Here is a 21,417-nt window from a genome sequence, read left to right as displayed (position 1 = left end):
TCTTCATCAAAAGTAGCAAATTATAGCTTTTACATTCCCACACGCTTAACCCGTTTAACTCAAGGTTGTCGCAAAGCAAATTCCACAGTCAACGAATGTCCCCAAGCATTAGCTTTTAACTTCCAAGCTGGAACTGTCGTTGGTGACTTACCCCCTTATGAAGCTTTTTCGCTTGGAGGCGCCAATTCCATCCGAGGATATGATGAAGGTAACTTAGCAACTGCTCGCAGTTTCATCCAAGCAAGCGCAGAATACCGTTTTCCAGTAGTATCCTTCATAGGTGGCGCGTTATTTTTCGATGCAGCAACAGACTTAGGTACCAGTAGCAGAATTATAGGTAACCCAGGAGGAGTGCGAGGAAAACCCGGTAGCGGATACGGTTACGGTCTTGGCATCCGCATTCAATCTCCACTCGGTCCAATTCATCTTGATTACGGTATTAATAATGAAGGGGATAACCGCATTCAATTTGGGTTTGGAGAAAGATTTTAAAATGTGTGGAAATCATGAAAAACCTAGGTGTAACTAACCGTATTCTTACATTAGAAGGCGCCTTTACTATAAGAATTAAAGCAAGTGAAATAAACTAAACCTTAAATTTATATGATGTTAACACGTTATAACCCTTGGCAAGAACTAAACGCACTTCAACGCCAAATGAATGGATTATTTGAAAGCAGCCAACCAACAGAAAAAGCTCCAGTAGCAGAACTTCAAGAAACAGAACAAGCATTCATGCTCAAACTGGAACTTCCTGGAGTTGAAGCGAAAGACGTAGATATTCAAGTTGCCGAAAAAGCTGTATCCATCAGTGCTGAACGCAAAAGTGGAACAAAAACAGAAACTGACGGCAAAGTAAGAAGCGAATTTTACTACGGCAAATTCCAACGAGTAATTCCTCTTCCTGCCAGAATTCAAAACACTGATGTAAAGGCAGAATACAAAGACGGTATCTTAAATTTGACTTTACCAAAAGCCGAAGCTGAAAAGAACAAAGTCGTTAAAGTTAACCTTGAACAACCCGCAGCATAAACAATACCTCACACACCACTAAATAATAACTCTAAGCCTGGTTGATAGATATCAACCAGGCTTTTTCTCTTCTTTCTCTTCTCTTTCTTCCTTTGCGTTCTTTGTGTCCTTTGCGGTTCGTTATGTAAATCTAGTTTTTTTAACAAATACCAAACCAACACTCTGATATAGTATTACCTTTAGAGGATGTAAAAAATATTTAAATATTGAAAATCCCCCCTTGCCTCCCGAAATCGCGCTCTGTTGGGGGATTAAACCCAAATTTAAAACAAACTATGCTTAAAATCAAAAATTTAAACAAATCATACGGCGCCCGCAAAGTCCTAAATAATTTAAATTTAAATATAGACACAGGTCAAATATATGGCTTACTCGGCGCCAACGGGGCAGGCAAAACAACTACTATAAATATTATTTGTAATCTTATCCAAGCTGACAGCGGTTATATTTCAATTCATAATCAACCGATTACAGATGATACAAAAGCATTAATCGGCATTGCCCCCCAAGAAAATTTACTGTATAAAACTTTGTCATGTGAGGAAAATCTGACATTTTTTGCACAAATATACGGTTTACGTGCAAGAACATGTCGTGAGCAAGTACTCAAAACACTCGCTGACGTAAAGCTATTTGACCGGGCTAAAAGTCCAGTGGAAACCCTAAGCGGAGGAATGCAACGGCGCCTAAATATGGCAGTTGCTTTAGTACACCAACCAAAACTCGTAATTTTAGATGAACCAACCACCGGGTTAGATATTGAAGCACGTTACGAGATTTGGGAGCTTATCAAACAACTTAAAAATCAGGGTATCACAATTTTACTCACAACCCATTTACTCGATGAAGCCGAACGACTATGTGATAAAATTGGCATCCTTAAAAACGGTCAAATATTAGCAGAAGGCAATTTAGAACAATTACGTCAGTATATACCCGCAGACGAAGTAGTAACTATAAAAACTCCAAACGAGGAAAAAGCAATTGCTTTGGCACAAGAATATGGTTTTACACCTCGACGTTACGGAAGCGATTTGACGTTTTTGATACCCGAAGCACTAGAACTAAAAGAAATTATTGCGCGTTTTGAGGGTGTTGATATTGATTCTATTTCTCGTCAACCTGTGCGGTTAGAGCATATTTATCTCGAAGTTACGCAGCAAGATAGCGTAAAATCCAACAATGTTAGATAGAAACTGCGTTTAATAAAAAATCGGTTTCTAACACCTAAATAGAGAGGAACCAAGATGAGTTGGACTAAAGTTCTGGCACAAGACGAACTATCTGGTGATGCACGAAAAGTAGTTAAAGTCGAAAAGCGCTCGATTTTATTACTCAATCACAATAACCAAATTTACGCCATTGAAAATTCTTGTCCGCACTTAGGTTTGCCACTGAAAAACGGCAAAATAACTGAAGATGGGTCTATTGTATGTCCATTTCACCGTAGTGCGTTTGATTTGACTACAGGTCAACCCTCAAAATGGATTCCTTTTCCACCTGGTATAGGCAAACTAATGGGGATGATTTCCACTGAAAAAGGAGTTGCTGTCTTTCCTACTCGCATTGAAGAAGGAAGCATTTGGGTAGACGTTTAACTAAAAGTCCCAAAGAAACCGGGTTTCTACACAAGATGTCGGAAAAGAAACCTGGTTTCTGCATAACTTCCAAAATAAAACCGTATCAGATATTAGAACTCAAAAATTTAAACCGTAAATCTTGACACTTCGCTTTTTATGGATAATCTTTATTGTATCTTCATGAAATCTTTATTGTATTTTCGGGAAATATCTATAAGGAGGATGAAGATAACAATTAGAGATTTTGATTAAATGAGGTACAATCTGGAGCAAAAACGTGAAAAGCAGTCAAAATAGCGCAAATACGCGCCCCACTAAATCTGACAAAAAACGCCAATCATCGACTTACGTAGATATTGGTACACCGAAAGTGCCACTGAAAAAGCAGTCCTCTAAGGAAAGCCAAGAATCACTGAGTGATTGGGCACACGCAAGCTAGACCACATTAAAATTAAGCGTTCAATAATTTCCAAGTCCGGGAACAATCGATTTTGAGGCGCCGTCATCGGTTGTATGAGTAGGACTCCAAGTTTTAGGCAGTGTTTACTCAACCTATACTTCTCCTTTATGATTACCAACTATTCAACCCCTCACGCTTTATTGAACTGCGTGGGGGGTTACTTATATATTTGGAATATGAGAAAGCAGAGTATGAATAAATTATGGGACTGTGTGAAAGCGACGACAGAACGCGCGCTGTCGTGTGGTGCTTTGCTATCAATACCGACTAATTACGAGTTTGTCGAGCAAGATGGTGTAGTATTCATGGTGCGGATATTATCGAATCTGGTGCGAAAGGATGAAGCTAAGAAGAAAGAAAAGCAAATAACTAAAAATGCAATTGACTTTAATCCTTTCCTTCCTTATGAACAAGATTTATGGGTAGCGGACATTTCAGATACCCACGTTTGTATTTTGAACAAATTTAATGTTGTTGATTACCACTTACTTATTATTACCCGCGCATTTGAGGCACAAGAATCTTTACTAACAGAACCAGACTTTGCGGCAATGTGGTCTTGCATAGCTGATTTCGATGGATTAGCGTTTTATAATGGAGGTCAAATTGCAGGCGCCAGTCAAAAGCATAAACATTTACAACTAGTTCCTTTACCATTAGCTCCTAATGGAACAAAATTACCAATTGAACCTTTACTTTCATCAGTTTCATTTCAAGGTTCAGTCGGCACAATACCCAGACTTCGATTCGTACACGCATTTACACGTTTAAATCCTGATTGGGTAAAGTCTCCCATTGAAGGTGGTATTGCTACTTTACAACTCTACCATGACTCACTTGCAGCAGTAGGCTTACAAGATGGCGGCGCCTATAACTTACTTGCGACACGAGAGTGGATGCTCATAATACCGCGACAACACGAATGTTTCGAGTATATATCAGTAAATTCACTAGGTTTTGCAGGCGCTTTACTCGTGCGAAACTCCGAGCAACTCAAACGTCTTAAGGATTATGGACCAATGAATATCCTGAAAAGCGTAGCTATACCTCTCTGAAATACTTTGCATTGGCGCCCAAGATTAGAGTAAAGTTAAAAAGTGTAACAAAGTATGAGTTTTACTTTAAGCTTTGAAACAAGCTTTTAACACTTAGCGTTGAAATTCTTATAAAAAGTCCATGCAAAAAAGTTTTTGGCGGCGCCTAGGGGCGTTTGTAGGGTTATTATTCTTAGCTGGTTCCATTTGGGTAATGCATCCTCCCGATGCCTTAGCTTATGACAACCCAGAACTATTACCAAAAACAGCAACCCCAGTTGTAGACCTAGCCAAAACTCTGACTGATGTCCAAGAAGAGAATTTGGTTAAAGAACTTAATAGTTTTCAAGAAGAAACAGGTTGGAAATTACGAGTATTAACGCAGTTTGACCGTACACCTGGTCGGGCAGTTATAAACTTTTGGGGTCTAGATGATAAAAGCATTTTGCTCGTATCAGATGCTCGTGGTGGTAACATTCTCAGCTTTAGTGTTGGTGATGCAGTGTATGAATTATTACCTCGTACATTTTGGATAGAACTGCAAACCAGGTTTGGGAACTTGTATTACGTCCGTGAAAATGGTGAAGACAAAGCAATACTCGACACATTAACGACTGTAGAAGGTTGTTTACGTAAAGGTGGTTGTGGCGTAGTACCAGGATTACCGCGTGAACAGTGGATTTTAACCTTAATTACATCGGTCATTGGAGGTGTGATTTGCGGTTTTGCAGCACAACCACGTCGTGAAGGTCAAGTGTTTGCATGGCAGTGGGCATTAATTTTTTCACCTTTATGGGGAATTTTATTTCTTGCCTTCGGTATCGGCCCCGTCGTCACTCGTACAACCGAATGGCTACCTTTATTCCGCAACGTAGCAGGTTTCCTAATGGGTGTTATAGTAGCTTACCTCTCACCAGTATTTGGGCGCCCGTCACCAAACGCCGAATCTTAAAATTTTGGATTTTGGATTTTAGATTTTAAATTGAATCCAAAATCTAAAATCCAAAATGGTATAAGCTTATTGCTGTTGTGCGTTGCAGAACTCGAATGGAATGGCATATAACTGATGCTCAAAGCTTGGCAATAATTGATAGTGAAATTGGCGACCATGTTTTTTCACCCGCAGAATACGAAATCGTGAGGCGTGTTATTTATGCCACATGTGATTTTGAATATAAATCATTGCTGAATTTTTCAGAGCGTGCTTTACAATCAGCGGCAGGTGCTTTAGCCGCTCGCACTACTATAATTGTCGATGTACCGATGGTGCAGGTAGGTATAGCAAATGACATACAAAATACTTTTGCAAATCCAGTATTTTGCAGTTTTGAAGCTGTAAATGAATCTCAAAACAAAAAAACTCGCGCTGCATCAGGTACAGAGGTACTTGCAAAACGATATCCAGAAGGAATTTTTATAGTTGGTCAAGCTCAAACTGCACTTTCCACACTTGTGGAATTAATAGAAGCAGAAGAAATTAAACCAGCTTTAATAATTGCAACTCCTCCAGGATTTATAGATGTAGACATGATAAAAGAGGGCTTACGTGAATCACTTGTCCCAAATATCATGATTGAAGGTCGTAAAGGAAACGCAGTAGTTGCCGCAGCAATTGTTGATGGTTTGGTAGATTTAGCTTGGCAAGCTTACGGTTTAGAAGGAAACATTGGCAACGGATGATAAACGGATGTAACGGATAGGTAATATTATAATAACTAGGCTTTGTTTTACACCAGTAACTCATCCGTTACATCCGTTACATCCGTTGCTAGTAATCTTCTTCCGTACTCCAATCGTCATTTCTTCTACGGGTATTACGTCTGGTATCTTCTTGTGGACGACGACGGCGCCTTGGTCTATCATACTCGTCGTCGTCATCATCGCGTAAGCGCTTTCCAACTTCTATAAAAAAGTCTCTTTGTAAATAAGGGTAATCACTTATCCAGATATTGCGATTAGGAATATATATATCAGTAATTTCTTCAATACGGCTGAGGTCAGCACGATTTGACAACACAAGCATTTCAGCAATTTGACCACGTGTCACAGCTTTATATGCTACTTGTAACGGTGCTTGATACTCAGCAGTAAACCCTGTTTCATCCCCAACTTCTAAATTGATGCGCTTTTCGCGATTTTCGACAATAACCAACTCACCCTTACCATTAACAGTTTCTTGCTTACCGACTAACTCTTCAGTAATCCAAATATCCATGACTCGACCGCGAAAAAAGCCACAATACTTATAACGTCGGCATTTATTATTTCGGACGCTAGCTTGAAACACAGGCCCCCACAACCAATAAAAAGCGCTAACAAGTCCAAGCACGAATACAAGTGGCCCAAAATTAAGTCCCAGAACAAACCTTAAAAGTAAAACAACAGCAGCAGCAACTACAGAAATTAATAATCTTTGTAAAAGTTTAGAAAAATTACCCCAATAATATTTGTACTGAGGTCCAGTCCCTATCAAAGGAATAAGTTGATCAAATTTTTCGCGTGTCAGTGGAATAAGCATATTTTTTTCATGTAGAGACGTGACATGTCACGTCTCTCCCCCTTGTCTACAATATTTTTTCTAATCCATATACTAACGACTTTAACTGTTGAACCTTGCGAATAGCTAGTAAAACCCCTGGCATATAACAAGCTCGGTCGGAAGTATCATGACGCAGTGTATAAATTTGCCCTGCTGCACCAAATATAACTTCTTGGTGTGCAATTAATCCAGGCAAACGAATACTGTGAATTCTTATCCCTTCCCCAGCATCACTACCCCTAGCACCTTTCAGCTTTTCTTCTTCCTTCACAATCGCAGGGTTAAAAGATTTACCCATTTCCGCGAGCATTTGGGCAGTTTGAATAGCAGTACCGCTAGGAGCATCAGCCTTTTGGTTATGATGCAATTCAATAATTTCCACGTGGTCAAAATACTGTGATGCTGTTACTGCTGCTTGCTGCAACAATACCATCCCAATTGAGAAGTTAGGAATAATTAAACAACCAGTACTCGCTTTTTCGGCAAAATCTGCTAAATCTTGTAGCTGTTGAGGACTTAAACCAGTAGTACCAACCACTGGACGAATACCATAAGCAATAGCGCTACGAACATTATCATACACACCCGAAGGATGAGTAAAATCTACTATCACCCCAGGAAGCATTTGTCGTTCACCTGCCACATAACCTAACATCGGTTCTAACTGGTTAGTTATTGGCACCTCTAACGGTTCGCTCAAACCAGCTAATTCACCAATATCTTTACCTTGATGTTCTAGACTAGTGTCAATGGCGCCCATTATCGTCATATCAGATGCTTGGGACACAGCTTTAACAACCTCACGTCCCATTTTACCCGCAGCACCATTGATAATTACCGGAATTTTATTTTGATTAGCCATAGTCAAACAAATATTCTGCCAGCGTAATTTCTACCCAACACACGAATTTTAAGAGATTTGAGGCGCCACGTAAAAACTAACGTTAGTTATTGTTGGGAACTTGGCAGAATTTAATTGAGTCAGTCGCTTAAAATAAAGCACTCTACATCACTCATAGGTGAACTTCACAGGGGCAAATACCAAATGTCGAAAATTTAGTCAGTAATAACCATGACAATAGTCACATCTTTGTATAAAATGCACTGAGCAACACCCAAAAGATGTGAAATCATTAATGCGGTCTCTGTAGTTCAGAATAAAATTGAGTCAATGAATAAGAAATTTGTCCTCACCTTACTTTCCAGCCCAGCATTGTTTGCCTCAGTTGCATCAATGATGATGACCACTCCTGCTCAAGCAAGCCAAGTACTTCACCAAGGGTCACTTGACTGTATTCAATCACCCCACACCAAACAACATGCATTTGTTTGTGAGCGGCGCCAAAAAGCAACAACAGCACCCGGACAACAAGTAGCCATAGCACAAAAACAACCAGAACTTATACCACAGGCACCGAACAAAATTACCGAGCTAGCATTTACCGACGAAGAAAGCGACACAGCCATCCAACTCTTTGGATGCGACTGTCCCGCTTGCCTTAACTCTTTACGCCAACTGCGTAACATGACACAAATGGCTGTATAACCCCTAATTAATGTAGAGACGCGATGAATCGCGTCTCTACGTATCGTATCATTTAAATTCTTCCAAGGTTGTGTAAACCTAAAATTACACCAATTCCCAGGATATGACCAAAGCTGGTTGTCGCTAAAATAGCAGGCAAGCCAAAACCACCAAAGAAATTAGACGCAGGCACAGCCGGTTCAGCATTAGGATACTTAATAGTCGATTTACCGAACGCAATTGCTAAGATATTGCAAACAACCATTATCGCTCCAACGGTTGGACTCCATTGTAAAGGCGCCGCTGCTGCTGTAACAGCTAGTAAAGTTGATGTTAACAAGCGATTTGCTCCTTGATTTACTACTGGGTTGAAAAATATGCTTGTGAATTTTTTAGCAAAAAACCTTTGCCTAGCGCTAACTTTCGTATCACTAGTTCATATTTCGTTGTAATATTTCATCATATTTTTGTAATAATTATTTATTTTTCTTTACATAATCTTGTGGAGCGGGCATCCCTGCCCGCCTTCTGTATTTTCTATATTTTCTATATTTTCTATATTTTCTGTATCGGACGGGCAAGGATGCCCATCCCACAAGAGCAATCATGAAGTTTTGGTAGTTAGGTAGCGCACGCATCATTGAAGATAATACAGTGTAAAAAAGAGCTATGTACTAAACCCACCATGAAACGCAGATGGAAGTCTTTGTTCCTTTCTCTCAGCTGGGTATTTCTCTCAGTAGGGACATCTATTTTTGTTATCGTCACGCAGCCTTTAATTACACCAGCACAACAACCTGCGTCTATTGAAAAGTATAATCAAACATCCGTACAAACCAAAGAAGATAAAAAGCCTGAATCAAAAAAACCTGAAGACCAAAGCAATAATAAAAAACCAGAAGAAGAACAAAAACCAACACCCGAAGAAATAGCGCGTCAACAAAAGCTGATAGAGGCAGATAAGCTGTATTTAGCGGGAAATGTTGCTGAAGCTGAGAAAGTATATCGTGCTATCAAACAACCATTCAAGCTAGCAGCTAATGACAGTAACGAACAACTTCAACCTGCAATTACCGATGCATCACAATTAACACCAGCGGGTCGAGTATACTGGCGTGAAGCTGAAGCGGGAATTATTGGTAATTTACAAACTCGCATTTTGGTTCCTTTAGATTTATTAGTTCAACAGGTACCTCAATTTATACCCGGACATATTAAGTATGCTGAATACCTGAAGAAGTACGGTGATGAAAAAAAAGCGTTACAAGTATTAGAACGCGCAGCTACACTGTATCCAAATCAACCAGATTTAGTTCGAGCGCGCGTTGCAGTGTTAGGGGATGCGAAAAAGTGGATGGAGGCGTCGCTAGCTGCACGTCAATATGCAATTCTCAACCCTAATGACCCGTTAATGCCAGAATTTACCAAGTTGGCAGATGATAATTTAAAGCGTTACAAATCTCATATTCGTGGTGAAATTCGCGGTAATGCCATAGCCAATATTATTACAGGCGCCATAGGTTATGCCGTTACAGGAAGTCTACTTGGCCCATTTTCAGCACTTGACTCAACGGTAATGTTGCTGCAAGGAGAAGAATCTATTGGTGAGAGCGTAGCTAAACAAGCGAAAAAACAACTTGATTTGGTCAAAGACGAAACCGTTAATGCATACGTTAATGATATTGGTCAAAAACTTGCTCAAGTTGCTGGACGCAATGAATTTAAATATGAGTTTTTCGTAATTCCCGAACCTGATTTAAATGCATTCGCTTTACCCGGTGGTAAGGTGTTTATTAATGCAGGCGCCATTGAAAAAGCAAAATCAGAAGCCGAATTAGCAGGGTTAATTGGTCATGAATTAGCCCACGTCGTACTATCCCACGGATTTCAACTAGTAACTCAAGGTAATTTAATTTCAAATATTACTCAGTATTTACCGTTGGGTGGAACCGTTGGACAGCTATTCGGACTATCTTATAGCCGTGATATGGAACGTCAAGCTGATGTTTTGGGCACACGTTTACTCGTTACAACTGGGTATGCAGCAGATGGGTTAAGAAACCTCATGGTAACGCTCAAAGAACAAATGAAAAATAAAAACGTACCACCAACTTGGGCATCATCGCACCCAGGTGGTAACGAACGGGTAGGTTACTTAGAAGAGTTAATAACACGCAATAGTTACAACCGTTATGCTTATGAGGGAGTTGCCAAGCATGAAGAAATTCGCTCAAAAGTTAAAACTATATTAAAAGAGGTAAAAGAGTGTCGCGAAGACAAAAAGAAATGCCCTGATGATAAAAAAGATGAAACAGAGCGCAAAAAGCCAGAACAACCTCAAAACCCCACCCAGCAAACACAACAACAGCCAAATGACTCTAAAAAATAATCGAAAATAATCATCCTATGGTTATAAAGTTTTGATGACACATAACAAAAACGTGTGGAAATCAACGCTATTGACAGACACATCAATGCAAGAGGGCAAGTTATAATTTTTTAGCGGACGACTATTGTAAACATTTATGACTACCCCTCTTGTACAAGCTTTTTTTGTAGGCAGAGCTGTCGCTGAAATTCTTAGCGAACGTCTTGAACACACTGTTACTGATTCGCTATCGCAACTCGGTAAGTTAGATGCTGAGTTACGCGAGCAAATGCGCTCGTTTACGGATGAAGTTATGGTTCGTGCCCAAAGCGCATCAAGTGCAGCAGGTGCTGGTTTTACTTCTCCAGGCACTGCTGCACAATCAGCATCAGTTGATACACAAGCAATGATTGATGATTTACGCGCCGAAATTGCCACATTACGCACTGAACTCCAACGTCATCGCGTTAGTGGTTGAGTGTAGGGTGGCTTCGGCCACCATACAAATTTTACAAACAAGCAAAAAATAACAAAGTATTTTCTCCCTTTAAGATTCAGTTAATCCCAGCGGTATTTAAAGCATATGGAAAAAGGATATTCGGATAAGGCATACCGTTGGAATCGCGAGAACTACTCTAGCAGGCGCCGCTTTATAGATATTTGGGGGTTTGTGCTGCTATTGATGTATCGCCTTTGGCTGTATAACAAATCTTGGAGTTATCCAGGAGGAGTTAGTGACGCAAAGCAAGCTGCAAGGCGCCGGACTTTAGCGGTTTGGATTCGCAACACATTACTCGATTTAGGCCCAACTTTTATTAAGGTTGGACAATTATTTTCGACACGCGCGGATATATTTCCTGCTGAATATGTCGAAGAACTAACAAAGTTACAAGACCGTGTTCCAGCTTTTAGCTACGAGCAGGTAGAGTCTACTATCGAGAAAGAACTAGGTAAAAAAATTCCTGAACTTTTCCATAGCTTTGAACCCGTTCCTTTAGCAGCAGCTTCTTTAGGTCAAGTTCATAAAGCGGTTTTACACTCTGGTGAAGCTGTTGTCATCAAAGTTCAGCGTCCTGGACTCAAAAAGCTTTTTGAAATTGATTTAAGAATTCTCAAAGGTATTTCGCGTTATTTTCAAAACCATCCTAAATGGGGAAAAGGGCGCGACTGGATGGGAATTTACGAAGAATGCTGCAAAATTCTTTGGGAAGAAATCGATTATTTGAGCGAAGGTCGCAATGCCGACGCTTTTCGTCGTAATTTTCGCGCTTATGATTGGGTCAAAGTTCCTCGCGTTTACTGGCGTTACGCTTCTTCTCGTGTACTCACACTCGAATACGCTCCTGGTATCAAAATTAGCCAGTACGAAGCATTAGAAGCGGCTGGTTTAGATAGAAAAGTACTTGCTCGTCAAGGCGCCGAAGCGTATTTACACCAGTTACTCGATAATGGTTTTTTCCACGCCGACCCACACCCAGGTAATATTGCCGTTAGTCCCGAAGGCGCCTTAATTTTTTATGACTTCGGTATGATGGGACGTATCAAGTCTAATGTGCGTGAAGGCTTGATGGAGACATTATTTGGCATCGCCTCTAAAGATGGTGATAGAGTTGTGCAGTCACTAATTGATTTAGGCGCCATAGCACCAACAGAGGACATGGGTCCAGTCAGACGTTCGGTGCAGTACATGCTCGATAACTTTATGGATAAACCTTTTGAAAACCAATCGGTTGCCTCCATCAGTGACGACTTGTACGAAATCGCTTATAATCAGCCATTTAGATTTCCTGCTACATTTACCTTCGTCATGCGCGCGTTTTCGACGCTAGAAGGTGTTGGTAAAGGACTTGACCCAGAGTTCAGCTTTATGGAAGTCGCTAAACCCTATGCAATGCAGCTTATGACTAATACGAATGGTGAGGGCAATAGTTTACTTAACGAACTAGGCCGTCAAGCAGTCCAAGTTAGTAGTACAGCTTTGGGACTACCGCGTCGTCTCGAAGATACTCTTGAAAAACTAGAACGCGGTGATGTTAGAATGCGTGTTCGCGCTATAGAAACCGAGCGGTTATTAAGGCGGCAAAGTAACATCCAATTAACCACCACTTACGCGGTGCTTATAGGTACTTTCACCCTTTCAGCCTCGATTTTATTGGTTAAAAATTATATATGGGCAGCCGTGTTTGTTGCTTTAGTCGCGGTAAGCGTATCATGGCTGTTAATTAGGCTAATTTCACGCCTTGACCGTTATGACCGTATGTATTAAATGATTGTTTCCGATACGCCTAAAAAAATATGAAAATAAACTATATAGGAGCTAGCGACCCCGGACTTATTCGATTTTCTAATCAGGATGCTTATTATACTGACCCAGAAGGACGATTTTTCGTGGTTGCCGATGGGATGGGTGGTCATGCGGGTGGTGAAGAAGCCAGTCGTATCGCCACTCAAGAAATTCAAGCTTATTTAGTCGCAAACTGGGATTCACAAATACATAGCGAAAAATTGCTCGAAGAAGCATTACTTCAAGCAAACGAAGCTATTATACGTGACCAACAAAGCCATCCAGAACGTGCCGATATGGGCACAACTGCCGTCGTCATACTGTTGCGCGACCCCGACTCACCCTTATGCGCGCACGTCGGTGACTCAAGATTATACCGTTGGCGAGAACCCAAACTCGAACAAATTACAGAAGACCATACTTGGGTCGCACGTGCATTAAAAGTTGGTGACATTTCCCCCGATGAAGCGCGTATTCACCCCTTCCGTCACGTACTATCACGTTGCCTAGGACGCGAAGATTTACAAGGAGTTGACATTCAACCTCTGAGTTTAAAACCAGGAGACCGCTTGCTGCTTTGTAGTGACGGTTTAACCGAAGAACTAGTCGATGAAAAAATCGCCAGTTACCTCCAAGAAACCTCAATGCTCGACAAAGCAGCTTTCGCGCTGATTGAAGGCGCGAAAGAACAAGGTGGACACGATAATATTACCGTCGTACTAGTAGCGCTTGATTAATATTGGCAACGGATACAACAGATGTAACGGATGAACTTGCTACAAATCAACCATCTGTTACATCCGTTGCTAATTTGTTCATTTTAAGCATTTTTCATCTTTACAATTTGATACAAAATACATTACCCTCCAAGAATTAGCTTGGAGGGTTAATTATCACTTTGTGTGAATTGACATCTTGCTACTTTTACTGTATATCGAATAAAATCGACTTTAATACTCCAAGTTCCTTTATTTCCGATACAGGGCATAGGCGTATTAACTCACGTTAAATACTGAATCCTTGACTTTTTGCTGTATATAGTGCAAAGTTTACCGAAATATGCTTAGGCAAACTTGGTATATATATTTAGCTAGAAGCTCAGGAGTGTAAACTAGGCGACATTATAGAAAGACAACACAAAATTACCACCTAAAGGAGTGGGCATTTTGTCAAACTCTTGTTATCTTTCGTAATAAAGAGGCACATAATTAGATTTTATTCCCTCAAATCTAATCAACGGCGCCTCGGCTAGTCAGTCTAACTTACTTCACTGTTTCACGTCATCTTCTCTATTTGGAGTTATTTTATGAACAACCCAATCGAACTTTCACTCGAACAGCAATTCAGCATTCACTCATTTGCTAACCAAGTACAAGATATGAGCCATGAGCAAGCAAAAGACTTTTTAGTCAAGCTTTACGAGCAAATGGTAGTAAGAGAAGCAACATATAAAGAACTTCTTAAGCACCAATGGGGCTTAGACGGTACTGGATTGGCTTGAGCAATGTGATTGAAGTCCAGTGTCGCAATCAAGGCGACCTCCTTCTCTTGCTTAGTTCCATACGGGGAAACGAGCTGGGGATGCTGGGGCGTCAATTTAAGACTCAAAGGACTACCAGCAGAGCGCGTTAATGACTTCAGTACCATTAATATTTATATTTCCTATGAGCTTTTTTTACAACCGTAATTTATTTATTATTATTATTTCTTAACAATAAGATAACAAATGTTACATAATTAAGAATAAACTGAGTATATATACTCAGTTTATACGTATATCTTATTTTATATATAAAAAAAGTTATAGTTAATATAATACAGGTTAGGTGTTTACAAGCTTTCGTTTTTAGGCAGAAAGGTCGAAAGGAGAATCTGTATTAATAGAGGCAAGCTTAGTTAAAATTTGAGGTTTAATTTTTTCGTATTCAGTTTTGAGATAGGTTTTACTAATTTGGGGATTAGCAGACGAAGGAAGTGTATTCCCCAGTAATGACCATTCCTTTAAACGACGACATTGAGAAGAAGCAATAGTAGAAATTAAGATATGAGTGGGGTGAGTAGGTTGCTCGCGCGCGAAAAACAGCAGGCGATAGTAACCTTTATCACTAAGTAAGCGTACAGTTTCTTGTCCAAAATTGGTTTTAAGGTCAAGGTAATAAGGAAGCCATTTGGCGCCAAACCTACGGTTATAGATAACAGTCACCCAAAGTAGCATTGGGTGGGGAGAAGGAATAAAAAGAAATTGGTTGTAGCGAGTACAAACTGAGCGTTTTTGAATTTCGAGTATTGGTAACATCATCCATAATGCAGGGGTAAGTTCATTGTGAACACGAATAGGTTGAGGAAAAACAATATCAGCGATTGGTTTATTCTTAGGCCAAGTCGAAAGTTTTACAATCTCATCTGGTAGGGGACTAGGCAGGTTTTCAGATTTATCGATTTCTTTTGCAACAACCGTAGGAGCATCAGCACTCGTAGTTTGGCGCCCTGTATGGGTAGTGGGTGTGCTAGTAGTTTTATTAAGTTCAGATGTAATATCAACTGCTGATAGTGTTTGTATAATGTCATTAATATTTTGAGGACGGTCACTAGGTTTTTTAGCAAGACATGACATTATCAACTCTTCTAAAGACTTAGGAACGTCAAAACTCATATCAATTTCCGCAAACGAACGTGGTTCTTGGAAATGATGTGCTTTATACCAGGCGCCGAATGAATGAGTAGGAGCAGTAAGAGGTAACTTGCCCGTAAGCATTTCAAACATCATCACACCCAAACTATAAATATCCGAACGGTTATCTAACTCCTTACCCTCCATTTGTTCGGGGGAAGAATAAGCCAAAGTTCCCAGATAGTAATTAGTTTGCTGCGTATTCGACTGTAATAACTTAGCAATTCCAAAATCAAGAATTTTAACTAATTCACCAAACGTCGGGTCAACAATTACCAACATATTACTAGGTTTAATATCACGATGAATAATTGGGTAAATAGTGCCATCTACAGGAATACCATCGTGAGCGCACTGCAACCCCAAACTAATTTGACGTGCCATGCTCAAAAACCGCACCAATGACATTTCTTGCTTGCGGATAATATGTGACAAACTTTTACCCTTAAGGTATTCCATAACGTAGAACGGAGTATTATACTCGTCCACACCGTAATCCATAACTCGAACAATTTGAATACTTTTTTGTCCCAAAAGCGCGCAGGTTTTAGCTTCACGCTCAAAGCGTTCCTGCAACCGCATTTTTTTATTAGTTTGGATGGACATTGAGAGAAACTTCACCGCAACAGGCACATCTCCCAACAAAGTATCCTTAGCACGATATACTCGTCCCATAGCTCCAGTTCCTATTAACTCCTGAAGCTGGTACCTTTTGCTAAGTTTGCGACCGACGTTGGGGTCCGACATAGTAAGCTTTGGCTCCAATCTTAAAAAAATCAGCGAATATCTAGTAATCTCAAGAAAATTTCCTGTTGAATTTAGTATTCCCAAATTTTTGCCAATAAACACCAAGCAAATGCAACACAAACAAAAATATAGAAGTATTTATTTATACTTTTAATTTTAGTTATTTATTCGGAAGTAACTTAGCAATAGCATCTGCTAAAGCATCAGGTTCAACAGGTTTAGTTACATGAAGGTGAAACCCAGCGTCAAGTACCTTTTGACGGTCATATTCTCCAGCAAAAGCCGTCACAGCAATTGCAGGAATCAGTCCGCCATTTTGCGGTGCCCACTTTCTGACTTGTCGTAATAATTCATACCCATCCATCAAGGGCATACCAATATCACTAACTAAAATATGAGGTTTTGAAATAGTCAATAGCTGTAGTGCTTCAACCGCACTAGACACACTTTGAACTTCGGCGCCGTATAATTCCAAAGCAAAGCTAATAAAATCTCGTGAGTCTGGGTCATCATCAACAGCCAAAACTCGAACACCAGAAAGTAAAGATTTAGTGCTGAGTGAGTCGTGCTGAGTACTGAGTGATAAATTCTCAGCACTCAGCACTTTTGACTCAGCACTATTTAATAGAGGCAGCTTAACAGTAAAAGAGGCGCCTTGATTTAAACCAGAACTATGCGCTTCAACAGTTCCACCATGAAGCTCAACCAAATTACGAACAATAGCTAACCCAAGTCCCAGTCCACCAAATTTTCTAGTAGTCGTACTATCTTCTTGACGGAAATAATCAAATATATGAGGTAAAAATTCCGAATTAATACCCTTCCCACTATCACTAACAATAACCTTAACAAAAGGAACTTCCATCAATAAATCCACCTTTACATGCCCACCACCAGGTGTAAACTTAATAGCATTAGACAAAAGATTCCAAAAAATCTGCTGCAAACGAGCAGCATCCCCCACCATCGTAATAAGCGCTTCAGCGCTTCCACCCCCAAAATTACTTTCAATCTCAATTCCCTTACTCTCCGCAGCCAACCGCACAGTATCAATAGCAGCAGAAATCACACCAACTAAATTAACACGAGTCGCATTAAGCGTCAGCTTACCACGAAGAATACGAGAAACATCAAGTAAATCTTCAATTAAATCAACCTGTAACTTAGCATTACGCTCAATAATATTTAAAGCTTCAGAAATCTTAGCTGGATTCAACTTACCACTCTTCAACAACTTCACCCAACCAATAATCGGATTAAGCGGAGTACGTAACTCATGAGAAAGAACAGCAAGAAACTCATCCTTAACACGATTCGCATTTTCAGCTTGCTCACGTGCAGCTTGCTCACTTAATAATAATCGTTCTCGCTCAATTTCCGACTCCTTACGGTCATGAATATCATTAGCAACACCGACCCACTTAACAATTTGTCCAGAATCATCCTTTAAAGGCAACCCACGCGCAATAAACCAACGATACATCCCATCCGACGCACGACGACAGCGTACTTCCGCTTCATAATTATCACCGTTACCTGTAGCATGATTCCAAATCGTTGAAACTTTATTTCGGTCTTCAGGATGAATGGCGCCAACCCATTGATAGCCGATAGTTTGTTGCATCGACAAACCAGTATAATCAAGCCAGTACTGATTACAGTAAGTAATTTTGCCATCATTTTGAGACATCCAAACAACTTGAGGAGCAACTTCCGTCAGAATTCGATAACGTTCCTCACTTTCACGCAAAGCTTGCTCAACCCGTTTAGTATCATCAATATCAGTACAAGAACCAAACCAGCGAATTATCTTACCGTCTTTATCTCGTAATGGAAATGCTTTACCAAGAAACCAACGGTACTGTCCATCAGAAGCACGTTTAAAACGATATTCAATATTATAGTATTTGCCAGTACGCAACGATTCGTTCCAGATATCCAAGCACCTTTGTTGGTCATCTGAATGTAATAAATGACTCCATCCCCAACCTTGGGTTTGCTCTAAAGTCATGCCAGTATACTCAAACCAACGGCTATTAAAATAATCATGATAGCCATCAGGTAAAGTAGTCCAAAATAATTGTGGCATTGTATCTGCCAAAGTTCTGAAATTCAACTCGCTTTGCTGTAAAGCTTGCTCTTGCTGCTTTCTGTCACTAATATCTCGAATTGACCATCGTAAACCAGTAAACTGTCCAACATTATCGTGTATACTAGCAACTGTTACCTCAGCATAAAAAGGCGCCGCGTTGTTTGGCTGAATAAAAAATTGTTTTGTTTGTGTTTGTAGCTGTGGTAATGCACGTAACTGGTTGAATAGTGAGTAAAACGCTTGATATTCTTGACGCGGAATAAAAGCTGTTACATATTTACCAATTAAATCTCGTTGTTTTGAGCAAAGAAGAATAGCAATAGACTGGTTTGCTTCCTGAATTTTACCCTTAGTGTCGGTAACAAGATACCCATCAGGAGCGAAGTTGAATAAATCTTGATAGCGTTGTCGTTCGGTTTCCAACAATAAATTCTGATATTGCAGTTCTTCTTCTGCAACGCTAAGTTCTTCTAAAACAAGTTGTAAATCATCATTGACATTTGATAAATTTGTGTTCTCGGTCTCTAAATCAAAATAAGTCTTAGATATTATTTGTTCTATTGTGCGGCTATGACCATTGGGTATAAAATTATTTTGAGCTTGTATTTCCCCTAATACATGAAAATTGGATACCACAGCATAAGGTTTTTTGGCGCCAGATAAAAACAAAGGTTGAAAGTTTAATTCAAGCCATATAGCATTTTCAGAATTAGAGTTACAAAACCCGATTATAACCTTTTGATAAGAATTAGATGTTTCAAATGCTGCAATGGCTGGGTAAGTATTGTGTGTGTAACTTGCCCCATCTACATCTATAATTTGTATAAATAAGTCAAATAGACTTTTACCTATCATCTCGTTTGGAGTATATCCAAAACAAGCAATATTATTACATCCGCAAATCGTGCCGTCACCAATATGAAGTAACATTCCGTCTTCTTGGATGATGGAATCACCTTTTTGCATTTGCTGCATGTTCGCAGGTAGATTAGAAGACGTTTCTTCAGGTAGCATTATTAGTACTTAAAAAACAGTTAAGCAATTGTTATATATTTAACTATATAGATTTTAATTCATACCAGTGGCACCGCAGTCTAGCATGGCAAAAATTTAATAATCATAAATTACAACGTTACGACATTGCAAACAGTTGTTACTTCTACCTAAAGATTTATTTATTAAGTATTAGGTCTGAGTTTGCTGACGTTCGAGTTTTGCCTCCATTGTACTAGAGAGGAAATGACCAACGAGAATACCGCCAGTCATACAATAAGCGTCATTAGAAACGCGATGTAGGGTTTCAAAACCACTACGACGCTGACGGTCACTAAGTACCCAGTAGCGTTGTACTATAGTTTCCGGGCCTATCCAACCTTCACCTTCAATTTGTCCAAAGAGGTTATGTTGTAGCAAAAACGAGTAATGACGCTCACCATCATCTAAACGTCCTTTATACTGTAAAGCAATTTCTGGGCGTTCGCTACCAGGAAAAATGAGTTTAGTTGCCATAGTGAACCAATTATCGCGGTTCCAGGCAACCAAAGTCATACCTTTAACAGCAACAGGCATAGCATCACGCTCTAACCAACTGCCTTGTAAAGTCCAGCGTCCAGCTTCGAGTAAAAAAGAGTGTCTCACTTGTTAATACCTTTATGTGTTTATTTTTTTCCTAGTTTTGCAGCGCCAAAACCGGAGATAAAAATAAAACACCTCTGGCGGCGAGTACACTTAGTATACCCATTACAAAGTGCTGAGTTGAAAGTCCTGAGTGCTGAGTAAGTTTAAGAATTTAAAGTTAGGAGTTAGGAGTTAGGAGTTAGGAGTTAGGAGTAAAACTTAACACTCAACACTCAGCACTCAGTACTCAGCACTCAGCACTCATCACTCATCGCTCAAAGACTTCTCCTAATAGCACTTCCTGTTTGGCGCCAGTTGCACAAGGCAAGTTACCGGGACTGCCATCTTGGCGCCAGTATGCGAGTACAGCAAAAGCAATAGCCTCTTTAAAATCAGCATTTAATCCAAATTCGTCGGTAGTTGTAACAGAAGTTGAGCCTAAAAGCGCTTGTAACCTTTGTTTTAAATAAAGATTACGACTGCCACCACCGCATAAAAGTACTCGTTGTGGCGTTTGTGGGAGAAAATGACGGTAATTATAAACAATTGAAGTTGCCGTCAGTTCGGTGAGTGTTGCTAAAAAATCGGCAGCATTTAATTGATACTCTTTGGCTTCGTCAAAACACTGAGTAATATAATCAAAACCAAATAACTCACGTCCAGTTGATTTAGGTGGAGGCGCCTGGAAGTATGGGTGTTTCAGCCATTTATCAACTAAGGGTTGGCAAATTTTGCCGCTAGCAGCCCACTCGCCATTTTCATCATAATTTTTGGTACCATCGCTTAATTGGTGTACTGCCAAGTCAAGTAAACTATTTCCTGGGCCAGTGTCCCAACCGCGAATTTGAGAAAGCCAATCACCGCTTCGATTTGGGATGTAAGTAACATTACCAATACCACCAATATTTTGAATACATCTTATTTCATTGGGGTGAGCAAGTAATGCGGCATCAACACGGGGAACAAGTGGCGCCCCTTGACCACCCACAGCAATATCAGCGGCACGAAAATTACTGACAGTGGTAATACCTGTTAAGGCAGTAATCAAGGGGCCGCGACCAAGTTGTAAACTATAACCCAGGTTCACTTCATTCGCTTCTTCAACTCCTATTGGTGGTCTATGAAATACGGTTTGTCCATGCGAACCAATAAGTGAGGCGCCTTCGTGTACAGTTTGAATATTTACAGCAGCTTCAGCAAAAGCAATAGCAATAGCATCATCAAGCTGTGCAAATTCAGGCATCGAAATAGCCTCACCCGCGCAGACACTCAAAATACGTTCTCTAAGTGCGGAAGGGTAAGGGTAAGTCGCTTTTTCTACTAGCTCGACTTTAATATCCAAATCTTGACCGGAAATATCAACCAAGGCAGCATCAATACCATCGACTGATGTACCGCTCATTAAACCAATTACGCGCGTCATGTTTGTTGGGGCGAGGGGGCGGGTTTACAGATATGCTAATGATAG

The 21,417-nt window shown here is 40.1% G+C and carries 20 protein-coding genes and 1 pseudogene; 14 read left to right on the top strand and 7 right to left on the bottom strand.

Translation table 11 applies throughout. From position 1 onward, the window contains the following. Positions 1–18: 18 nt before the first annotated feature. From DSM106972_RS38020 to DSM106972_RS37990, 8 genes and pseudogenes are all read left to right on the top strand, one after another. A pseudogene (locus DSM106972_RS38020) lies at positions 19–492 on the top strand (BamA/TamA family outer membrane protein); the annotation flags it as partial. Positions 493–606: 114 nt separating this feature from the next. Further along, positions 607–1,032, top strand: a complete 426-nt coding sequence (locus DSM106972_RS38015) for an Hsp20/alpha crystallin family protein (RefSeq protein WP_127085666.1) — start codon at positions 607–609, stop codon at positions 1,030–1,032. A 275-nt stretch (positions 1,033–1,307) separates the two neighbouring features. Continuing rightward, positions 1,308–2,225, top strand: coding sequence for an ABC transporter ATP-binding protein (locus tag DSM106972_RS38010; RefSeq protein WP_127085552.1), 918 nt, complete (start codon positions 1,308–1,310; stop codon positions 2,223–2,225). Positions 2,226–2,279: 54 nt separating this feature from the next. Further along, positions 2,280–2,630, top strand: a complete 351-nt coding sequence (locus tag DSM106972_RS38005) for a Rieske (2Fe-2S) protein (protein ID WP_127085551.1) — start codon at positions 2,280–2,282, stop codon at positions 2,628–2,630. 259 nt (positions 2,631–2,889) lie between these two features. Beyond that, positions 2,890–3,051, top strand: a complete 162-nt coding sequence (locus DSM106972_RS54190) for a hypothetical protein (protein ID WP_019489529.1) — start codon at positions 2,890–2,892, stop codon at positions 3,049–3,051. Between the two features lie 212 nt (positions 3,052–3,263). Continuing rightward, entirely contained in the window at positions 3,264–4,127 is an 864-nt protein-coding gene (locus DSM106972_RS38000) for an ATP adenylyltransferase family protein (protein ID WP_127085550.1), read from the top strand. A 121-nt stretch (positions 4,128–4,248) separates the two neighbouring features. After that, the gene (locus DSM106972_RS37995; protein WP_127085549.1) at positions 4,249–5,058 is read left to right on the top strand and encodes a TPM domain-containing protein; all 810 of its coding nucleotides are present in this window, start codon (positions 4,249–4,251) and stop codon (positions 5,056–5,058) included. Between the two features lie 95 nt (positions 5,059–5,153). Next, positions 5,154–5,786: a precorrin-8X methylmutase gene (locus tag DSM106972_RS37990; protein WP_127085548.1), complete on the top strand. Its 633-nt coding sequence runs from the start codon at positions 5,154–5,156 to the stop codon at positions 5,784–5,786. A gap of 88 nt (positions 5,787–5,874) precedes the next feature. Here the strand turns inward: DSM106972_RS37990 and DSM106972_RS37985 are convergent, their stop codons facing one another. Together DSM106972_RS37985 and dapB are read right to left on the bottom strand one after the other, a co-directional pair. After that, a complete protein-coding gene (locus tag DSM106972_RS37985; protein WP_127085547.1) occupies positions 5,875–6,624 on the bottom strand; it encodes a DUF8619 family protein in 750 nt (249 codons plus the stop codon). Between the two features lie 46 nt (positions 6,625–6,670). Beyond that, positions 6,671–7,507, bottom strand: coding sequence for a 4-hydroxy-tetrahydrodipicolinate reductase (gene dapB / locus DSM106972_RS37980; protein WP_127085546.1), 837 nt, complete (start codon positions 7,505–7,507; stop codon positions 6,671–6,673). Between the two features lie 309 nt (positions 7,508–7,816). On the opposite strand from dapB, the gene DSM106972_RS37975 reads away from it, so the two are divergent. Beyond that, positions 7,817–8,191: a hypothetical protein gene (locus tag DSM106972_RS37975; protein ID WP_127085545.1), complete on the top strand. Its 375-nt coding sequence runs from the start codon at positions 7,817–7,819 to the stop codon at positions 8,189–8,191. A 52-nt stretch (positions 8,192–8,243) separates the two neighbouring features. On the opposite strand, the gene psaK is transcribed toward DSM106972_RS37975, so the two are convergent. Continuing rightward, positions 8,244–8,510, bottom strand: coding sequence for a photosystem I reaction center subunit PsaK (gene psaK / locus DSM106972_RS37970; protein WP_127085544.1), 267 nt, complete (start codon positions 8,508–8,510; stop codon positions 8,244–8,246). A 345-nt stretch (positions 8,511–8,855) separates the two neighbouring features. On the opposite strand from psaK, the gene DSM106972_RS37965 reads away from it, so the two are divergent. The 5 genes from DSM106972_RS37965 (at position 8,856) to DSM106972_RS37945 (ending at position 14,323) form a co-directional block, all read left to right on the top strand. Next, positions 8,856–10,559: a M48 family metallopeptidase gene (locus DSM106972_RS37965; RefSeq protein WP_233787360.1), complete on the top strand. Its 1,704-nt coding sequence runs from the start codon at positions 8,856–8,858 to the stop codon at positions 10,557–10,559. 136 nt (positions 10,560–10,695) lie between these two features. After that, entirely contained in the window at positions 10,696–11,016 is a 321-nt protein-coding gene (locus tag DSM106972_RS37960; RefSeq protein WP_127085543.1) for a DUF6825 family protein, read from the top strand. Between the two features lie 105 nt (positions 11,017–11,121). Beyond that, positions 11,122–12,804 carry an ABC1 kinase family protein gene (locus tag DSM106972_RS37955; RefSeq protein ID WP_127085542.1) on the top strand — a complete coding sequence of 561 codons (1,683 nt, stop codon included), beginning with the start codon at positions 11,122–11,124 and terminating at the stop codon, positions 12,802–12,804. 29 nt (positions 12,805–12,833) lie between these two features. Then, positions 12,834–13,559 (top strand): PP2C family protein-serine/threonine phosphatase, encoded by a 726-nt coding sequence (locus tag DSM106972_RS37950; protein ID WP_127085541.1) that lies wholly within the window; start codon positions 12,834–12,836, stop codon positions 13,557–13,559. Positions 13,560–14,128: 569 nt separating this feature from the next. Further along, complete coding sequence (locus DSM106972_RS37945) at positions 14,129–14,323, top strand: NblA/ycf18 family protein (protein ID WP_019489541.1); 195 nt, start codon at positions 14,129–14,131, stop codon at positions 14,321–14,323. Between the two features lie 345 nt (positions 14,324–14,668). On the opposite strand, the gene DSM106972_RS37940 is transcribed toward DSM106972_RS37945, so the two are convergent. The 4 genes from DSM106972_RS37940 to DSM106972_RS37925 form a co-directional block, all read right to left on the bottom strand. Then, positions 14,669–16,240, bottom strand: coding sequence for a serine/threonine-protein kinase (locus DSM106972_RS37940; RefSeq protein ID WP_127085540.1), 1,572 nt, complete (start codon positions 16,238–16,240; stop codon positions 14,669–14,671). 160 nt (positions 16,241–16,400) lie between these two features. Then, positions 16,401–19,346, bottom strand: coding sequence for a PAS domain S-box protein (locus DSM106972_RS37935; RefSeq protein WP_127085539.1), 2,946 nt, complete (start codon positions 19,344–19,346; stop codon positions 16,401–16,403). A gap of 171 nt (positions 19,347–19,517) precedes the next feature. Next, positions 19,518–19,970, bottom strand: coding sequence for a hypothetical protein (locus tag DSM106972_RS37930; protein WP_127085538.1), 453 nt, complete (start codon positions 19,968–19,970; stop codon positions 19,518–19,520). Between the two features lie 247 nt (positions 19,971–20,217). Next, positions 20,218–21,372, bottom strand: a complete 1,155-nt coding sequence (locus DSM106972_RS37925) for an anhydro-N-acetylmuramic acid kinase (protein ID WP_127085537.1) — start codon at positions 21,370–21,372, stop codon at positions 20,218–20,220. Positions 21,373–21,417: the final 45 nt, after the last annotated feature.

The sequence above is a fragment of the Dulcicalothrix desertica PCC 7102 genome (assembly GCF_003991905.1).
GTDB classification, from domain to species: Bacteria; Cyanobacteriota; Cyanobacteriia; order Cyanobacteriales; family Nostocaceae; genus Dulcicalothrix; species Dulcicalothrix desertica.
The sequence above is the reverse complement of the archived record's forward strand: the minus strand, read 5'-3'. Positions and strand labels throughout refer to the sequence as shown.